Below are 17,658 nucleotides of genomic sequence, written 5' to 3'. Positions count from 1 at the left end.
CACAACTTCACAAGAGTGTGGCGAGCAAATGAATAGTTTTGCGTCTGAACATGCACCATTAGCGTCTGAAACAGCCCAACGACACAGGACCGGATATACCTCGAATACCGGAGCCTGAAGCCTGTCCGCTACGGATTTGGTTGCACAAAAACGGATGTCTCGACCATAAGTCGAATTGCCAGCCACGTGCTGAAATGAGTTCATGTGACTCTTGAAGCCAGGCCGCCTGCATCCGTCGAAGTTGCGAAAAATTGCGAAGATTCGGACATGGCGAACCTGACCACGGATAGCCGGGACACAATTGACCTGTCCCTGAATGCCTGGCAGCCATGCCGACAATTTGGTGCTGCAGATTTTGGAGACGCGTTAAATGGCGCATAACGAAGCAGTCGACGTAGTTCTGGTGGGGGCCGGCATCATGAGCGCCACCCTGGCAGTGCTGCTCAAAGAGCTCGACCCCGCGATCAAGCTGGAAGTCGTCGAGCTGATGGATTCCGGTGCCGCGGAAAGTTCCAACCCATGGAACAACGCCGGTACCGGCCACGCCGGCCTGTGCGAGCTGAACTACACCCCGCAGGCTGCCGACGGCACCGTCGACATCAAGAAAGCCGTGCACATCAACACCCAGTTCGAAGTGTCCAAGCAGTTCTGGTCGTATCTGACCAAAAAAGGCACCTTCGGCTCGTGCAAGTCGTTCATCAGCCCGGTGCCACACCTGAGTTTCGTCCAGGGCGACAAAGGCGTTTCCTTCCTCAAGGAGCGTTTCGAGGTTCTGCACAAGCACCACGCCTTCGCCGACATGGAGTACACCGAAGACAAGGCCAAAATGGCCGAGTGGATGCCGCTGATGATGCCGGGCCGCTCGCCGGACGAAGTCCTCGCCGCGACCCGCGTGATGAACGGCACCGACGTCAACTTCGGCGCCCTGACCAATCAGTTGCTCAAGCACCTGACCAGCGCACCCGACACGCAAGTCAAATACTGCAAGCGCGTCACCGGTCTCAAGCGTAACGGCAACGGCTGGACCGTCAGCATCAAGGACGTCAACAGCGGCAGCAGCCGTGAAGTCGACGCCAGGTTCGTCTTCCTCGGCGCCGGTGGCGCGGCGCTGCCGTTGCTGCAGGCCTCGGGCATCGAAGAGAGCAAAGGCTTCGGCGGCTTCCCGATCAGCGGCCAGTGGCTGCGTTGCGACAACCCGGAAGTGGTCAAGCAGCACCAGGCCAAGGTTTACAGCCAGGCGGCCGTGGGTTCGCCACCAATGTCCGTGCCGCACCTGGACACCCGCGTGGTCGACGGCAAGAAGTCCCTGCTGTTCGGGCCATACGCCGGCTTCACCACCAAGTTCCTCAAGCACGGCTCCTTCATGGACCTGCCGCTGTCGGTTCGCGCCGGCAACATCGGGCCGATGCTGGCGGTGGCAAAAAACAACATGGACCTGACCAAGTACCTGGTCAGCGAAGTGATGCAGTCGATGGAGCAGCGTCTGGATTCCCTGCGCCGTTTCTACCCGCAGGCGAAAGCCGAAGACTGGCGCCTGGAAGTGGCCGGCCAACGGGTGCAGATCATCAAGAAAGACCCGAAAAAGGGCGGCATCCTGCAATTCGGTACCGAACTGGTCGCGGCCAAGGACGGTTCCCTCGCCGCGCTGCTCGGTGCTTCGCCAGGAGCCTCGGTGACCGTTTCGATCATGCTGGAACTGATCGAGAAATGCTTCCCGGCCAAGGCCAAGGGTGAATGGGCTGCCAAACTGGCAGAGATCTTCCCGGCCCGCGAGAAGGTTCTGGAAACCGATGCTGCGCTGTATCGCAAGATCAACACGCAGAACAACATTGCCCTGGAACTGGTTGAAGAAAGCAGCGAGACCCCAAGCTTCGCTTGATCGCGCCGCATAAAAAACGCCCCGTACTCAGTGAGTGCGGGGCGTTTTTTTATGCCTGAAATTTGAAACCCGGACCTTTGTGGCGAGGGGATTTAGCGAACCGTCGCCACAGGTATCGGGAAATCTCAGGTGCGTGACTTGTTGATCAGTTCGATATAGTCCTGAGCGTTACGCTGATCGGCAATCAGGTCAACAAAGGTCTTGCCCTGCTCGTCCTTGCCATCCACGTCATAGCCAGCTTCAACGAAGAACGTCAGAAAGCGCTCGAAATCGTCGATGCGCAAACCACGGTAAGCCTTGACCAGTTTGTGCAGCGACGGCGAAGTGGCGTCGACCGGTTCAAAATCGAGGAACAGCTTGATCTGCTCATCGCCGATCTCGTCACCAATCACCTGTTTCTTATCTTTACGCATTGCCGACTCCAGCTCGCAGACATTACACGGGGCGGGCAGTTTACCCCTGCCCTGCCACCGGGCTCAACGCGCGCGCACGCTGCCAGTGTGCAAATCGGCCCAGATATGGCCGTTGGCGTAGCTGAGGAATTGCACATACACAGTATCGTTGCGCAACAGATCAATCACCACGCGGTACTGCGCCAGTGGGTAAAACAGCGTCAGGGTTTTGCTTTTATCGTCATACACCGGTTTTTTCAGGCTTTTGCTTTCACCGTCGAAACTGACGAGCACTTGATTGACAGTCGCGCCTTTGTTCAGCGATTTGCCTTTAAGGCGGATCATCAGCGACGAGGTCACCGGTATGGGTTGCTGATTGGACTGACGTTGCGCGCCCACGACCACGGAATAATCGGTGACTTGCAACAGTTGTTGCTGCTCGGGCTCGGCATCGCGCAGGGTCAAGTCGTCCGGCGGCAGGAACTGACTGTGCATCGGCGCGGCGGACAGCGGCAGGCTGAGGGTCAATAACAGGGCGGCAAGGCTGCGGATCAAGAGGCGCATGACAGGCTCCGGGGGCGGGGCCGAGCACTCTAGCATGGGTGTCGCGGATGGATCAGCACACACAAAACAACTGTAGGAGTGAGCCTGCCCGCGATAGCGTCGTATCAGTCAACATTAACGTTGCTGACAGACCGCTATCGCGGGCAGGCTCACTCCCACAGGGGATAGTGCAGGTTTCTTACATGCCTTTAACGGCGAAGATCCCGTTGGCGTTGCGCCAGTAGCCTTTGTAGTCCATGCCGTAACCGAAGATGTAACGGTCAACGCATGGCAGGCCGACGAAATCGGCTTTCAGGTCGGGACGCGCTTTGCGGTCGTGATCCTTGTCGATCAGCACGGCGGTGTGCACTTTGCGCGCGCCGGCGTGTTTGCAGAAGTCGATGATCGCGCCCAGGGTGTGACCTTCATCGAGGATGTCGTCGATGATCAGCACGTCGCGGTCGATGAACGAGACTTCCGGCTTGGCCTTCCAGAACAGGTCGCCACCGCTGGTTTCATTGCGATAGCGGGTCGCGTGCAGGTAGGACGCTTCCAGCGGGAACTGCAGATGAGTCAGCAGTTTGCCGGAGAAGATCAGGCCACCGTTCATCACGCAGAACACCACAGGGTTGCTCTCGGCCAGTTGTTCGTTGATGTGTGCACCGACGCGGGCAATGGCAGCCTCGACTTCAGCTTCGGTGTACAGGCAGTCAGCCTCTCGCATGACTTGACGGATATGCTCGAGATCAGCGGACATGGCGCTCTCCGGGGGGTGGTTGGCGGGGGGTATAGCCGCGAAAAGCGGGCAAAGGTACGCATCTCGCACGGCCGAATCAAGCCTTTATGGACTAACGTACTGTATGTCCTATAGGACATCACCCTCGGATAGATTAATCTAGGCCGGTTTTTTTGCCCGCCGCCGGAGTTTTTCCATGCCCATCCTCGAGATCCGCCATCCGCTGATCCGTCATAAACTCGGCCTGATGCGCCGTGCCGATATCAGCACCAAGAATTTCCGCGAGCTCGCTCAGGAAGTCGGCGCACTGTTGACCTATGAAGCTACAAAAGATTTGCCGCTCGAATCCTACGATATCCCGGGTTGGTGCGGCACCGTGTCGGTCGAGAAAATCGCCGGCAAGAAGATCACCGTCGTGCCGATCCTGCGCGCCGGCATTGGCATGCTCGAAGGCGTGCTGAGCCTGATCCCGGGCGCCAAGGTTTCCGCTGTGGGCGTGGCCCGCAACGAAGAAACCCTGCAAGCGCACACCTATCTGGAAAAACTGGTTCCGGAAATCGACGAACGCCTGGCAATGATCATCGACCCGATGCTCGCCACCGGCAGCTCGATGGTCGCGACCATCGACCTGCTGAAGAAAGCCGGTTGCAAGGACATCCGCGCAATGGTGCTGGTCGCCGCGCCGGAAGGCATTGCTGCCGTCGAACAGGCTCACCCGGACGTGACCATCTACACCGCGTCCATTGATGAGCGCTTGAACGAGCACGGTTACATCATTCCTGGACTTGGCGACGCCGGTGACAAGATCTTCGGCACCAAGCAGAAGGACGCGTAACCATGCAGCAAGAGTTCAACGATCCGCTCTGGCGCACGGTGCTCTCCGGCGCCCAGATGCTGTTCGTGGCTTTCGGCGCCCTGGTGCTGATGCCGCTGATCACCGGCCTTGACCCGAACGTGGCACTGTTCACCGCGGGTCTGGGGACGATTCTGTTCCAGATCGTCACCGGGCGTCAGGTGCCAGTGTTTCTGGCGTCGAGCTTCGCGTTCATCACCCCGATCATTCTCGCCAAGGGCCAGTTCGGCCTCGCCGCGACCATGGGCGGCGTGATGGCGGCCGGTTTCGTCTACACCTTCCTCGGCCTTGCCGTGAAGATCAAAGGCACCGGTTTCATCGACCGTCTGCTGCCGCCAGTGGTGATTGGTCCGGTGATCATTTCCATCGGCCTGGCCATGGCGCCGATTGCCGCGAACATGGCGATGGGCAAGGCTGGCGATGGTGCTGAACTGATCCACTACCAGACCGCGATGATGATCTCGATGCCAGCGCTGCTGACCACGTTGATCGTGGCGGTGTTCGGTAAAGGCATCTTCCGCCTGGTGCCGATCATTTCCGGTGTACTGGTCGGTTTTGCCATGGCGTTCTATTTCGGCGTAGTCGACACCGCGAAGATTGCTGCCGCGCCATGGTTTGCGATCCCGCACTTCACCGCGCCGGAGTTCAACTGGCAGGCGATTCTGTTCATCGTTCCAGTGGCACTGGCTCCGGCCATTGAGCACATCGGCGGCGTGATTGCAGTCGGCAGCGTGACCGGTCGCGATTACCTGAAGAAGCCGGGCCTGCATCGCACCTTGCTCGGTGACGGCATTGCCACCACCGCCGCCGGTCTGTTTGGCGGCCCGCCAAACACCACTTACGCCGAAGTGACTGGCGCCGTGATGCTGACCAAGAACTACAACCCGAAAATCATGACCTGGGCGGCGATCTTCGCCATCAGCCTGGCGTTCATCGGCAAGTTCGGCGCGCTGCTGCAGAGCATTCCGGTGCCGGTGATGGGCGGGATTCTGTGCCTGTTGTTCGGCTCGATCGCGGCGGTGGGGATGAACACCCTGATCCGTCACAAGATCGACCTGGGCGAAGCACGTAATCTGGTGATCGTCTCGGTGACCCTGGTATTCGGGATTGGCGGTGTGCTGGTCGGCACCGGGACTGGCCCGGACGACTTCGGCCTCAAAGGCATCGCGCTGTGCGCGGTGGTGGCGATTGCGCTGAACCTGATCCTGCCGGGCAATGACAGCTGGAAGCACAAGAAGGCGGATGAGCCGCTGATTTAAAGTCTGAAGATTTTTATTGCCTGACAGATAGCTATCGCGAGCAGGCTCACTCCTACAAGGTCAACGCACTACCTGTAGGAGTGAGCCTGCTGACGATACTTTCAGAGGGCCAGCGGCGCTCTTTCGCATAGGGTGGCCAACGCCTTCGCCCATTGCGGGTCGTCGTTCAGGCACGGCACCAGCACCAACTCCTCGCCCCCCGCTTCGCGGAACTGTTCCTGGCCGCGATCGCCAATCTCTTCCAGCGTCTCGATGCAGTCGGCGACAAACGCCGGGCACATCACCAGAATTTTCTTCACGCCACTTTTCGCCAGTTCGTCCAGCCGCGCTTCAGTGTAGGGTTCGATCCATTTCGCTCGCCCCAGGCGCGACTGAAACGACACCGACCACTTGCCATCCGGCAAGCCCATGCGCTCGGCGAACAATGCCGCTGTACGCAGGCATTGCGCGCGATAACAGGTCGCGAGTACCGCCGGTGATGCGTTCTTGCAGCAGTCTTGATTCTTGAAGCAATGATTGCCGGTCGGATCGAGCTTGGTCAGATGCCGCTCCGGCAAGCCATGGAAGCTCAGCAACAGGTGATCGTAATCCTGCTGCAAGTGCGGTCTGGCGCTGGCGGCCAAGGCCTCGATGTATTCCGGCTGATCGTAAAACGGTTGCAGCACCGACAGCTGCACGTCGAGGTTCTTCTGGCGAATCACGCGCCGGGCTTCTTCGATCACGGTGGTCGTCGTGCTGTCGGCGAACTGTGGATAAAGCGGCGCCAGGGTGATGCGTTTGTGCCCTGCCGCAACCAGTTGCAGCAACCGTGTTTCAATCGACGGCTCGCCGTAACGCATCGCCAGCTCCACAGGCCCGTGGCTCCATTGCGTTGTCATCTGCTGTTGCAGACGGCGACTGAGCACCACCAGTGGCGAGCCTTCCTCCCACCAGATCGAGGCATAGGCATGGGCCGACTGCTCGGGGCGCTTGATCAGGATCAGCGACACCAACAGACGCCGCACCGGCCACGGCAGGTCGATCACGTACGGGTCCATCAGGAATTGATTGAGGTAGCTGCGCACATCGGCCACCGAGGTGGAGGCCGGAGAGCCCAGGTTGACCAGAAGCAAAGCGTGATCGGTCATGCAACGTCCTATTTCAGAGGCGGCTGGAGAGATCATCCAGAGCCGCGCGTAAATCCGTGAACCGGAAAGTGAAGCCCGCTTCCAGCAAGCGTGCCGGCATCGCCCGTTGGCCGCCCAGCAACAGCAAAGACATTTCGCCCAGACCGACCTTCAAGGCCAGGGTCGGCATCGGCATGAACGCCGGGCGGTGCAACACGCTGCCCAGCGTCTTGGCAAATTCGCGATTGCGCACCGGTTTCGGCGCGCACGCATTATAAGGACCACGGGCCTGATCGCGGTGCAGAAGAAAATCAATCAAGGCGATTTGATCCTCGATATGAATCCACGGCATCCACTGCCGGCCATTGCCCAAAGGCCCGCCCAGTCCAAGCTTGAACGGCAGCAGCAGCCGCGACAAAAAGCCGCCCTCGGCCGACAGCACCAGACCGGTTCGTACCAGCACCACGCGCACGCCAAACGCTTCGGCACGTTGCGCGGTTTCCTCCCAGGCGATGCACAGCTGGCTGGCGAAATCGTCGATCACCGGTGGCGACTCTTCAGTCAACTCGCGCTCGCCGCCATCGCCGTACCAGCCTGTCGCCGAGCCCGAAATCAGCAGCGCAGGTTTCTGCGTTCGCGCTTCAAGCCAGGCCAGCAAGGTTTCCGTGAGCGTGATCCGACTGCTCCACAACAGCGCCTTGCGCCGATGGGTCCAGAGTCGATCGGCAATCGGCGCACCGGCGAGATTGACGATGACATCCACAGGCTCCTCGCCCAGGTCCTCCAGACGCGCTATGCCACGCACCTGCGCGCCGCAGCGTTGCGCGACTTTTTCCGGGCGACGGCTCCACACGGTCAGGCGATGCCCCTGCTGCGACCAATGCCGGCAGAGCTGACGTCCTATCAAACCAGTACCGCCGGTCAGCAATATGTGCATGACATCTTCCTCGCGTGGCGTTTTACCCGGATCACTAGTCTATTTTTATAAGCAGGGATCTTTTCGTACGGGCAGGCTCTATTGTTTAACCATAGGCCAAGCTGCCAGAACGAGAACGCTAGAAGTTATACCAAAAAACAAAATTGTACAGGTTTCAATCACGGCGTAGTCTGTACAGAAAGGTAAACGAGGCCCCTATGACTGTACCTATCGCAATCATCGGCACCGGCATCGCCGGACTTTCGGCGGCCCAGGCTCTGACAGAGACCGGGCACACCGTCCAGTTGTTCGATAAAAGTCGCGGCAGCGGCGGACGCATGTCGAGCAAACGCAGCGACGCCGGTTCGCTGGACATGGGCGCGCAATATTTCACCGCCCGCGACCGGCGCTTCGTCACCGAGGTGCAGCGCTGGCAAAGCCAGGGCTGGGTCGCCGAGTGGACACCGCAGCTCTATACCTTCCATGGCGGGCAACTGAATCTGTCGCCGGACGAGCAGACGCGCTGGGTCGGTTCGCCACGCATGAGCGCCATCACCCGCGGCCTGCTCGAAGGGCTGGAAGTGCATTTCGCCTGTCGGATCACCGAGGTCTATCGCGGCGAACAACACTGGCACCTGCAGGATGCCGAGGGATTCACTCACGGCCCCTTCAGCCATGTCGTGATCGCCACGCCGGCACCGCAAGCCACGGCCTTGCTGGCCGCTGCACCGAAACTCGCCGGTGCCGCCGCCGGGGTGAAAATGGACCCGACCTGGGCTGTCGCCCTTGCCTTCGAAACTCCGCTGGATACGCCCATCGAGGGCTGCTTCGTTCAGGACAGCCCACTCGACTGGCTGGCGCGCAACCGCAGTAAACCCGGACGCGACAACACCCTCGACACCTGGGTGCTGCACGCCACCAGCGCCTGGAGCCGGCAACACATCGACCTGTCCAAGGAGGCGGTGATCGAGCAATTGCACGGTGCCTTTGCCGAACTGTTGCACAGCGCGATGCCCGCGCCCACGTTCAGCCTCGCCCACCGCTGGCTCTATGCCCGTCCGGCCTCCAGCCATGAATGGGGCACGCTGGCCGATGCCGATCTGGGCTTGTACGCCTGTGGTGACTGGTGCCTGTCCGGCCGCGTAGAAGGTGCCTGGCTCAGTGGTCAGGAGGCTGCAAGACGCTTGCACGAACATCTGCAATGAATCGAATCAATCCGCAGAAGCTGCTGCTGTCGAAATGGACAGCAGCTCACCCGCAAAATCGTGAAAAACATTTTCTGGTCACCGAGTTGTTCCGCGACGAGGAAGGCACAGTACTGGCCGTCGAACTGCAGGCGGTGCTGACCAAGCGCACCGAACGACTCGACTGGCAGGCCCTGCAAAACCCCGCCCACTGGAAATTCGGCTGGCAACTCTAGGCGCTGCCAAAGGCTGCAATCGTCTGATCGTAATCCTGGAGATTGACCATAAGATCGGAATCTACAGCGCCTCCTGCAAAAACTTATACAAATAGTTTGACTTGTACACCTTTGAATCTATGCTAAGCACATGTTGTACAGATAAAGTCCACTGTACAGGTTTAGCTTCGAGGTGTTCATGTCCGATCTTTCCTCATCCCGGCCAAAAATCGCGATCAGTGCCTGCCTGATGGGTGCTGAAGTGCGTTACAACGGCGGACACAAGGAATCGCGCTTGTGCAGCCGGACCCTCACGGAATATTTCGACTTCATCCCGGTCTGCCCGGAAGTGGCCATCGGCCTGGGCATTCCTCGCGAGCCGATTCGGCTGGTGGGCAATCCCGATCAGCCCGAGGCGATCGGCACGGTCAACCCGTCGATCAACGTCACCGAACCCCTCGCCGCGTACGGTCAGAAAATGGCCGGCGAACTCAATGGCATCTGCGGCTATATCTTCATGCAGCAGTCACCGTCGTGTGGCCTGGAGCGGGTCAAGGTCTATCAAGCCAATGGCGCACCGGTGAACGGCGGCGGCCGTGGCATCTATGCCCAGGCATTCTGCGCCGAACACCCAGACCTGCCGGTGGAAGAAGCCGGACGCCTGAACGACCCGGTGCTGCGCGAGAACTTCATTACCCGCGTCTTCGCCTACAGCGCGTGGCAGCACCTGCTCGAACAGGGGCTGAGCCGGCGCGCGCTCACCGAGTTTCATTCGCGCTACAAATACCTGCTGATGGCCCACAACCCGGTGCAATACAAAGCGCTGGGCAAACTGTTGGGCAACATGGCGAACAACGACCCTGCCGAACTCGGTCCGCGCTACTTCAGCGAGCTGATGCAGGCGTTGAAAAAATGCGCCACACGCGGCACCCACAGCAACGTTCTGCTGCACATCAGCGGTTACCTGAAACAGGCAATCAGTGCCGATGAAAAACAGGAAGTGCAACATGTCATCGGCCAGTACCGCCTCGGCATCGTGCCCCTGGTGGTCCCGCTGACGCTGCTCAAGCATCACTTCCGCCTCCATCCGGATCCGTACATTGCGCAGCAGGTTTACCTGCAACCGCATCCGGAAAACCTCAGCCTGCGAAACGCCATTTAATGAACGATAAACCCGACACCAGCGCCCAGGAAGACCTCGGCGCCGACTTCAAGAAAGCCCTTGATGAGGGCTGGTTGCCGATTCGCGAAGTGGCGCGGCAGACCGGCGTCAACGCGATCACCCTGCGGGCATGGGAGCGCCGTTACGGGCTGGTCGTGCCGCAGCGCACGCCCAAAGGCCATCGACTGTACAGCGCCGAACATGTGCAACGGATTCTGACCATCCTCACCTGGCTTAACCGTGGCGTCGCCGTCAGCCAGGTCAAGCCGCTGCTCGACACCGCGCCAGCGTCCGGCGAAGTCGTGGAAAACGATTGGCACCTGCTGCGCCAGACCCTGCTGAACGCCGTCACCCGCCTTAACGAACGTACCCTCGATGACAGCGTCAATCAGGCGATGGCGCTGTATCCGCCGCGCACCCTGTGCGAGCAATTGCTGATGCCACTGCTGGCCGAACTCGAACAACGCTGGCAGGGACAGTTCGGTGCGCAGATGGAGCGCACATTCTTTTATTCCTGGTTACGCAGCAAATTCGGCGCACGCATCTACCATAACAACCGTCAGTTGCATTCCGCACCGTTGCTCTTGATCAACCAATCAGACCTGCACATGGAACCTCATCTGTGGCTATGCGCGTGGCTGATCAGCAGTACCGATTGCCCGGTGCAAGTATTTGACTGGCCGCTGCCGCCCGGCGAACTGGCCTTGACTGTCGAGCACCTGCAGGCCCGTGGCGTGCTGCTGTACTCCAGCAAAGCGATGAACCTGGCGCAGTTGCCAAAGCTGTTGAATGGCATTAATTGCACAACAATGATCGCTGGACCAACGGTATGCATCCACCACGCCGAGTTGTCCGTAAGAACCACCGAGATCGCTGATTTGTACCTGGCCGAAGATCCGTTATCGGCACACCAGGCACTGCTTCAGCGTGGGTTGATTTAATGCGTTTGCGAGAAACATCATGCAACTGATCTGGCTGCGCAGCGACTTGCGCCAACATGACAATACCGCCCTCGCGGCCGCCGCAGCCCGCGGCCCGACGGTGGCCGTTTATCTGTTGAGCCCACAGCAGTGGCAGGAACATGACGACGCGCCGTGCAAGGTCGACTTCTGGCTGCGCAACCTGAGCGAACTGAGTGACAGCCTCGGCAAACTGAATATTCCCTTACTGATCCGTACGGCCGGGCATTGGCATCAGGCCCCGGCGCAGTTGCTCAAGCTCTGCCGGGAACTCAAGGTCGAGGCGGTGCACGTCAACGAGGAATACGGCATCCACGAAAGCCGTCGCGATGCCGCCGTGGCCGAAGTGCTGAAGGCCGAAGGAATCGAATTTCACAGTTACCTCGACCAGTTGCTGTTCCAGCCAGGCACGGTCCTGACCCGCACCGGCACCTACTTTCAGGTGTTCAGCCAGTTCCGCAAGGTCTGCTATGAACGGTTGCACCGCTCGGTGCCGGCGCTGGTCAAGACACCCGGCAAACAGGCCGCGCAGGCGATCGACAGCGATCCGGTGCCGGCCGCCATAAAAGGTTTCGAAACACCGAGCGAGGCCTTGATCGCCCTGTGGCCCGCCGGCGAACAAGAAGCCCGGCGGCGCCTCGACACCTTCGCTGACGCACAAATCGATTACTACCAAAGCGAACGCGACTTCCCGGCAAAACCCGGCACCAGTCAACTTTCCGCGTACCTCGCTGCCGGAGTGATTTCGCCGCGTCAATGCCTGCACGCCGCCCTGCAAAGCAATCAGGGCGAGTTCGACAGCGGCAAGGTCGGTGCCGTCACCTGGATCAACGAGCTGCTGTGGCGCGAGTTCTACAAACACATCCTGGTCGGCTATCCACGGGTGTCGCGCCATCGTGCCTTCCGCCCGGAAACCGAAGCCCTCGCATGGCGCCATGCACCGGACGAACTCGCCGCCTGGCAACAAGCGCGTACCGGCCTGCCGATCATTGATGCCGCCATGCGCCAGCTGCTCGAAACCGGCTGGATGCACAATCGCCTGCGCATGGTGGTGGCGATGTTCCTGACCAAAAACCTGCTGATCGACTGGCGCGAAGGCGAACGTTTTTTCATGCGTCATCTGATCGATGGCGATCTGGCAGCGAACAACGGTGGCTGGCAATGGAGTGCTTCGACCGGTACCGATTCGGCGCCGTATTTCCGCATTTTCAACCCGTTGAGCCAGTCGGAAAAATTCGACAGCGAAGGCCTGTTCATCAAGCACTGGCTGCCTGAACTGGCCCGGTTGAATAAAAAGGAAATACATAATCCGGCCAATCTCGGCGGGCTGTTCGGCGTGGCGGACTACCCTTCGCCCATCGTCAACCTCAGCACCTCCCGCGATCGCGCATTGGCCGCGTTCAAGAGCCTGCCTTCGCGCTCGACAGGAGCAGGTGATGAGTGAATTCCTGCACGGTTTTGCCCGGCAATTCGCGCAGTTGAATAAAGACAACCTGCACCGCCTGGGCGAGCTGTACAGCGATGACATTCACTTCACCGACCCGTTGCACGAAGTACAGGGACTGGTGCAATTGCGAGATTACTTTCGCGAGCTGTACAGCAATGTCAGCGAGCTGCGGTTCGACTTTCATGGTTTCGACCCGATCGGCGACGGCGAAGGCTACTTGCGTTGGGTCATGAGTTATCGCCATCCGCGACTGGCGGGGGGCCAGGTGATTCGTGTCAGCGGCTGCTCGCATCTGCTCTGGCACGACAAGGTTTATCGCCACCGGGATTATTTCGATGCCGGTGCGCTGTTGTATGAACATTTACCCGTATTGGGCCAGCTGATCAGGTGGCTAAAAAGGAGAATGGGATGAGTCGTACCCTTGCCCGGCGTTATTGGCTGACCGGTGCCAGCAGTGGCATCGGCGCAGCACTCGCCGAAGAGATCCTGAAAACCGGTGCGCATCTGGCCGTCAGTGCGCGTCAGGTGGCGCCACTGAAAGTGTTGGCGCAGCGTTATCCAGGGCAAGTGCTGGTGGTCGCGGGCGATTTGACCAACAGTCAGGTAGTGCGCGAGATCGGCGAACAGATCAGCGCCGAATGGGGCTCACTGGACACCGTGATTCTCAACGCCGGCACCTGTGAATATGTCGATGCAAAGCAGTTCGACGCCTCCATCGTCGAGCACGTGGTGCGTACCAATTTGCTCGCCAGCAGTTACTGCATCGAAGCCGCCCTGCCGCTGTTGCGCAAAGGCACCGCACCGCACCTAGTCGGGGTCGCAAGTTCGGTGACGTATCTACCGTTGCCCAGAGCCGAAGCCTACGGCGCATCGAAAGCCGGGCTGCGTTACCTGTTCGAATCGCTGCGCATTGATCTGGCGGATGAAGGCATTGAAGTCACCGTGGTCAGCCCCGGTTTCGTCGAGACCCCGCTGACCGCCAAAAACGATTTCCCGATGCCCCTCAGCTGGCCTGTGGATAAAGCCGCACGTCACATCTTCGCCAGGCTCAAGGACCGCCCGCTGGAAATCGCTTTTCCGGCGCTGTTCATGGCGGCCTTGTGGCCGTTGTCGAAACTGCCGGCACGTGTGCAGTTGGCCATTGGCAAGCGCATGGTGCGCAAGTCGCCTCCGCTGACGGATCCAACATGAAGATCGCTATCGTCGGCAGCGGGATCGCCGGGCTCACCTGCGCGTACCTGCTCGATCGTCGACATGACGTCACGGTGTTCGAGGCCAGCGACTGGGTCGGTGGTCACACGCACACGGTGCCGGTCACGGTCGACGGACGCCAGTACGCGGTGGATACCGGGTTCATCGTGTTCAATGACTGGACGTATCCGAATTTCATTCGCCTGCTCGACCAGCTCGGCGTGGCGAGCAAAGCGACCGAGATGAGTTTCTCGGTGAGCGATCCGGACACTGGCCTGGAATACAACGGCAACAACCTCAACAGTCTGTTCGCCCAGCGCAGCAATCTCTGGTCACCGGGGTTCTGGGGCATGTTGCGCGACATACTGCGCTTCAATAAAGAGGCCCAGCGCGACCTCGCCGAACGGCGCATCGCCAGCGACATGACGCTCGACGACTACCTCAAGGCCGGCGGGTATGGCGAGCGCTTCATCCTGCATTACATCGTGCCGATGGGCGCGGCGATCTGGTCGATGCCGATGGCCGAGATGCTCAAGTTTCCGCTGCAATTCTTCGTACGGTTCTTCAAGAACCACGGTCTGCTGTCGGTCAGCAATCGTCCGCAATGGCGGGTCGTCGAGGGGGGTTCCAGCGCGTACATCGCGCCGTTGACGGAATCGTTCAAAGACAACATTCGCCTGAACTGTGGAGTGACCCGCGTCGAGCGCGACGAACATGGTGTGTTTATCCACAGCCCGGCAGGCATCGAACACTTCGACAAAGTCGTATTCGCCTGTCACAGCGATCAGGCCCTGCAACTGCTCGCCAGCCCGAGCGCTGCCGAACGGTCGATCCTCGGCGCCCTGCCCTATGCCGACAATGAAGTGGTGCTGCACACCGACACCGGCCTGCTGCCCACGCGCAAACTGGCCTGGGCGAGCTGGAACTATCGCCTCGGCGGCGCCGGTCACACCCAGGCCGCCGTGACCTACGACATGAACATCCTGCAAGGTATTCAGAGCGACACCACGTTCTGCGTCAGCCTGAATCAGAGCGCCGGCATCTCCCCGGACAAAATCCTGGCGCGCTTCACCTACGCCCACCCGCAATACAGCCTCGCCGCCGTGGCGGCACAACAACGCTGGAGTGAACTGGACGGGGTCGCGCACACCCATTATTGCGGCGCCTATTGGGCCAACGGCTTCCATGAAGACGGCGTGGTCAGCGCGTTACGCGTGGCTGCGGCGTTCGGGGAGACCTTATGAACAGTGCCCTTTACAGCGGCTGGATCGGCCATCGGCGCTTCGCGCCGCGCCGGCATGAGTTCCGCTACAAGATCGGTTTGCTCTACCTCGACCTGAGCGAACAGGACGAAGTGTTTGCGCTGTCGCCACTGGCGGGGCGGAGCAGGTTTGCGCCCTTTTCCTTCCGCGAAACCGATTACCTCAAAACCTTCACCCAGCGCGGTGTGCGGTTGATCGACGCGGTGCGTCAGCAGGTCGCCGCTGCCATCGGCCATGCCCCGCAAGGGTCGGTCTGCCTGCTGACGCAACCCCGCAGTTGGGGCCTGTCGTTCAATCCGGTGAGTTTCTTTTATTGCCATGAGGCTGACGGACAACTGGCGGCGATTGTCTGTGAAGTCACCAACACACCGTGGCGTGAACGCTATCACTATGTATTGCCGGCCCGCACACCAGTCGACCTGTTGGACTTTCATCAACACTTCGCCGTGGCCAAGGCGTTTCATGTGTCGCCGTTTCTGCCGCGCGACCTCGAATACCGCATGAGTTTCAGCCCCGCCGCACAAACCCTTGGTGTGCACATGGCTGACTGGCAGGGCGAACACAAACTGTTCGACGCCACCCTCAACCTGCAACGCGAGCCTCTCGACCGCCGCAGCCTGCACCGTTACCTGCGGCGTTTTCCGTGGATGACCGCGAAAACGGCCCTGGCGATTTATTGGCAAGCACTGCGCCTGCTGTGCAAACGCGCGCCCCTTTTCGCTCATCAGGCTGCCGACGGCAGCTTTCAAACCGCCACTGTCCCTCCCAGGAAACATCACCATGAAATCCTCTAGCCTGTCGGTCAGCCGGTTCAGCCCCCACAGCCTGACCGGATCGCTATTGCGCCGTGGCGTGTTGCGCCAACTGGCCCAGCTCAAACACGGGCAACTGCGGGTCATCGAGGAGGGCGAGCACCTGACGTTCGGGACGCCGGGCAGTCCGGTGCTCGGGGAAATCCACGTCAACGATCCGGCCGTGTGGGGCATGGTGGCCGGCAATGGCTCAATCGGTGCCGGCGAGGCGTTTATCCATGGCTACTGGAGTTCGCCAGACCTGACGGCGGTGGTACGGGTGTTCGTCAGCAACCTTGATGTGCTCGACGCGATGGAGGGTGGCCTGGCGCGCCTCGGCCGTCCGCTGGTGCAGGGTTTGCACTGGCTCAATCGCAACACGCGCAAGGGCTCGCAGCGAAACATTGCCGCGCACTACGACCTGGGCAACGAGCTGTTCGAGCAGTTTCTTGATCCGACCATGATGTACTCGGCCGCACAATTCCTCTCGCCCGAAGACAGCCTGGAACAGGCACAACTGAACAAACTGGAGCGGATCTGCCAGAAACTCGCGCTCAAACCCACTGACCATCTGCTGGAGATCGGCACCGGCTGGGGCAGCATGGCGCTCTACGCGGCGCAGCATTATGGCTGCCGCGTAACCACCACCACGCTGTCCAAAGAGCAGTACGCGTTTACCGCACGACGCATCGAACAGCTCGGCTTGCAGGAACGCGTCACCCTGTTGCTCAAGGACTATCGCGACCTCACCGGCGAGTACGACAAACTGGTGTCGATCGAGATGATCGAAGCGGTCGGCCATCGCTTTTTGCCGACCTACTTCAAGCAGTGCGCACAGCTGCTTAAAAGCAACGGCCTGATGCTGTTGCAGGCGATCACCATCCGCGATCAGCGCTATGAACAGGCCAAACGCGGAGTCGATTTCATCCAGCGTTACATCTTCCCGGGCGGCGCCCTGCCCTGTGTGCAGAAAATGCTCGAAGTGGTCAGCCGCGACACCGACATGAACCTGCTGCACATGGAAGATTTCGGCCTGCACTACGCGCGCACCCTGCGTATGTGGCACGAAAACTTTCGCCACGCCCACGGGCGCCTGAGCGAGTTGGGCTACGACGATTACTTCCTGCGGTTGTGGGAGTTCTACCTGTGTTACTGCGAGGGCGGCTTCCTCGAGCGCACCATCGGCACCGCGCAATTGTTGCTGGCCAAACCGGCGGCGATGCCGATGCCACTGCTCGGTCGCTTCGATGCTTGAGCGGCTGGCTAATGCGCTGCTGTTCCAGATCGGCTGGCTGGCCTGCGTGCTCGGCGGCAACAGTTTGTGGTTGCTGCTGGCGCTGGCCGTGCTGGTGATTCATCTGCGCTGGATCAGCAGTTGGGTGGAGGAAGGCCGGCTGATTCTGAGCGTGGTGATTGTCGGCACGGCGGTGGACAGCGTGTTGCGCGGTTTGAACGTATTCGAGTTTCAGGATCTTTCACCGCTGATTCCACTGTGGCTGATGCTGCTCTGGGCCCTGCTGGCCACCACCCTGCGCCATTGCCTTGCATGGAGCGCACGGCCCTGGTGGCTGGCGAGCATGCTCGGCGCCGTCGGCGGCGGCTTGTCGTATTACGCCGGCGGAAGGCTGGCCGGCGTGCAATTCCCCTATGGCGAGATACCGACCCTGATCGGCATCGGCCTGCTCTGGGCGCTGCTGTTTCCGCTGCTGCATGCGATAGCCCGACGGTTGAGCCACTGAGCGTCTGTCAGAGCGTTCACACAC

At 60.2% G+C, this 17,658-nt stretch carries 19 protein-coding genes; 14 read left to right on the top strand and 5 right to left on the bottom strand.

Translation table 11 applies throughout. The features are described from left to right. Positions 1 to 370 precede the first annotated feature (370 nt). On the top strand, positions 371 to 1,879 hold the full coding sequence (gene mqo, locus K5Y35_RS12465; protein WP_123463077.1) for a malate dehydrogenase (quinone): 1,509 nt from the start codon (positions 371 to 373) through the stop codon (positions 1,877 to 1,879). Between the two features lie 125 nt (positions 1,880 to 2,004). On the opposite strand, the gene K5Y35_RS12460 is transcribed toward mqo, so the two are convergent. The 3 genes from K5Y35_RS12460 to K5Y35_RS12450 form a co-directional block, all read right to left on the bottom strand. Further along, entirely contained in the window at positions 2,005 to 2,292 is a 288-nt protein-coding gene (locus tag K5Y35_RS12460; RefSeq protein ID WP_123463076.1) for a PA4642 family protein, read from the bottom strand. 63 nt (positions 2,293 to 2,355) lie between these two features. Beyond that, positions 2,356 to 2,835, bottom strand: coding sequence for a hypothetical protein (locus tag K5Y35_RS12455; RefSeq protein ID WP_128614482.1), 480 nt, complete (start codon positions 2,833 to 2,835; stop codon positions 2,356 to 2,358). A gap of 178 nt (positions 2,836 to 3,013) precedes the next feature. Further along, positions 3,014 to 3,571 carry a hypoxanthine-guanine phosphoribosyltransferase gene (locus tag K5Y35_RS12450; protein ID WP_123463072.1) on the bottom strand — a complete coding sequence of 186 codons (558 nt, stop codon included), beginning with the start codon at positions 3,569 to 3,571 and terminating at the stop codon, positions 3,014 to 3,016. 175 nt (positions 3,572 to 3,746) lie between these two features. Here K5Y35_RS12450 and upp point away from each other — a divergent pair, with 175 nt between their 5' ends. After that, entirely contained in the window at positions 3,747 to 4,385 is a 639-nt protein-coding gene (gene upp, locus K5Y35_RS12445) for a uracil phosphoribosyltransferase (protein ID WP_123463070.1), read from the top strand. Positions 4,386 to 4,387: 2 nt separating this feature from the next. Continuing rightward, positions 4,388 to 5,662, top strand: coding sequence for a uracil-xanthine permease family protein (locus K5Y35_RS12440; protein WP_186747995.1), 1,275 nt, complete (start codon positions 4,388 to 4,390; stop codon positions 5,660 to 5,662). A gap of 101 nt (positions 5,663 to 5,763) precedes the next feature. On the opposite strand, the gene hemH is transcribed toward K5Y35_RS12440, so the two are convergent. Together hemH and K5Y35_RS12430 are read right to left on the bottom strand one after the other, a co-directional pair. After that, the gene (gene hemH / locus K5Y35_RS12435; protein ID WP_123463067.1) at positions 5,764 to 6,789 is read right to left on the bottom strand and encodes a ferrochelatase; all 1,026 of its coding nucleotides are present in this window, start codon (positions 6,787 to 6,789) and stop codon (positions 5,764 to 5,766) included. Positions 6,790 to 6,802: 13 nt separating this feature from the next. Continuing rightward, complete coding sequence (locus K5Y35_RS12430) at positions 6,803 to 7,705, bottom strand: TIGR01777 family oxidoreductase (RefSeq protein ID WP_222834313.1); 903 nt, start codon at positions 7,703 to 7,705, stop codon at positions 6,803 to 6,805. Positions 7,706 to 7,902: 197 nt separating this feature from the next. Between K5Y35_RS12430 and K5Y35_RS12425 the strand changes: the two genes are divergently transcribed. The 11 genes from K5Y35_RS12425 (at position 7,903) to K5Y35_RS12375 (ending at position 17,634) form a co-directional block, all read left to right on the top strand. Then, entirely contained in the window at positions 7,903 to 8,889 is a 987-nt protein-coding gene (locus tag K5Y35_RS12425) for an NAD(P)/FAD-dependent oxidoreductase (protein WP_222834312.1), read from the top strand. After that, positions 8,886 to 9,104 carry a TIGR02450 family Trp-rich protein gene (locus K5Y35_RS12420; RefSeq protein ID WP_123463061.1) on the top strand — a complete coding sequence of 73 codons (219 nt, stop codon included), beginning with the start codon at positions 8,886 to 8,888 and terminating at the stop codon, positions 9,102 to 9,104. The genes K5Y35_RS12425 and K5Y35_RS12420 overlap by 4 nt, the downstream gene beginning before the upstream one ends. A gap of 178 nt (positions 9,105 to 9,282) precedes the next feature. Next, entirely contained in the window at positions 9,283 to 10,245 is a 963-nt protein-coding gene (locus K5Y35_RS12415; RefSeq protein WP_222834311.1) for a YbgA family protein, read from the top strand. Next, entirely contained in the window at positions 10,245 to 11,186 is a 942-nt protein-coding gene (locus K5Y35_RS12410) for a MerR family transcriptional regulator (protein ID WP_123463057.1), read from the top strand. The genes K5Y35_RS12415 and K5Y35_RS12410 overlap by 1 nt, the downstream gene beginning before the upstream one ends. Positions 11,187 to 11,205: 19 nt before the next feature. After that, complete coding sequence (gene phrB, locus K5Y35_RS12405; RefSeq protein WP_222834310.1) at positions 11,206 to 12,648, top strand: deoxyribodipyrimidine photo-lyase; 1,443 nt, start codon at positions 11,206 to 11,208, stop codon at positions 12,646 to 12,648. Further along, a complete protein-coding gene (locus tag K5Y35_RS12400; RefSeq protein ID WP_123463053.1) occupies positions 12,641 to 13,063 on the top strand; it encodes a nuclear transport factor 2 family protein in 423 nt (140 codons plus the stop codon). Before phrB ends, K5Y35_RS12400 begins: the two co-directional genes overlap by 8 nt. Then, positions 13,060 to 13,842, top strand: coding sequence for an SDR family NAD(P)-dependent oxidoreductase (locus K5Y35_RS12395; protein WP_123463051.1), 783 nt, complete (start codon positions 13,060 to 13,062; stop codon positions 13,840 to 13,842). The genes K5Y35_RS12400 and K5Y35_RS12395 overlap by 4 nt, the downstream gene beginning before the upstream one ends. Continuing rightward, positions 13,839 to 15,086 carry an NAD(P)/FAD-dependent oxidoreductase gene (locus tag K5Y35_RS12390; protein ID WP_222834309.1) on the top strand — a complete coding sequence of 416 codons (1,248 nt, stop codon included), beginning with the start codon at positions 13,839 to 13,841 and terminating at the stop codon, positions 15,084 to 15,086. The genes K5Y35_RS12395 and K5Y35_RS12390 overlap by 4 nt, the downstream gene beginning before the upstream one ends. Next, positions 15,083 to 15,898 carry a DUF1365 domain-containing protein gene (locus tag K5Y35_RS12385; RefSeq protein WP_123463047.1) on the top strand — a complete coding sequence of 272 codons (816 nt, stop codon included), beginning with the start codon at positions 15,083 to 15,085 and terminating at the stop codon, positions 15,896 to 15,898. Before K5Y35_RS12390 ends, K5Y35_RS12385 begins: the two co-directional genes overlap by 4 nt. Continuing rightward, entirely contained in the window at positions 15,885 to 17,150 is a 1,266-nt protein-coding gene (locus K5Y35_RS12380; protein WP_123463045.1) for an SAM-dependent methyltransferase, read from the top strand. The genes K5Y35_RS12385 and K5Y35_RS12380 overlap by 14 nt, the downstream gene beginning before the upstream one ends. Continuing rightward, positions 17,143 to 17,634 carry a DUF2878 domain-containing protein gene (locus tag K5Y35_RS12375; protein ID WP_222834308.1) on the top strand — a complete coding sequence of 164 codons (492 nt, stop codon included), beginning with the start codon at positions 17,143 to 17,145 and terminating at the stop codon, positions 17,632 to 17,634. The genes K5Y35_RS12380 and K5Y35_RS12375 overlap by 8 nt, the downstream gene beginning before the upstream one ends. Positions 17,635 to 17,658 lie beyond the last annotated feature (24 nt).

The sequence above is a fragment of the Pseudomonas sp. SC3(2021) genome (assembly GCF_019856535.1).
Classification (GTDB): Bacteria; Pseudomonadota; Gammaproteobacteria; order Pseudomonadales; family Pseudomonadaceae; genus Aquipseudomonas; species Aquipseudomonas monsensis.
This window is presented reverse-complemented; position numbering and strand designations above follow the sequence as displayed.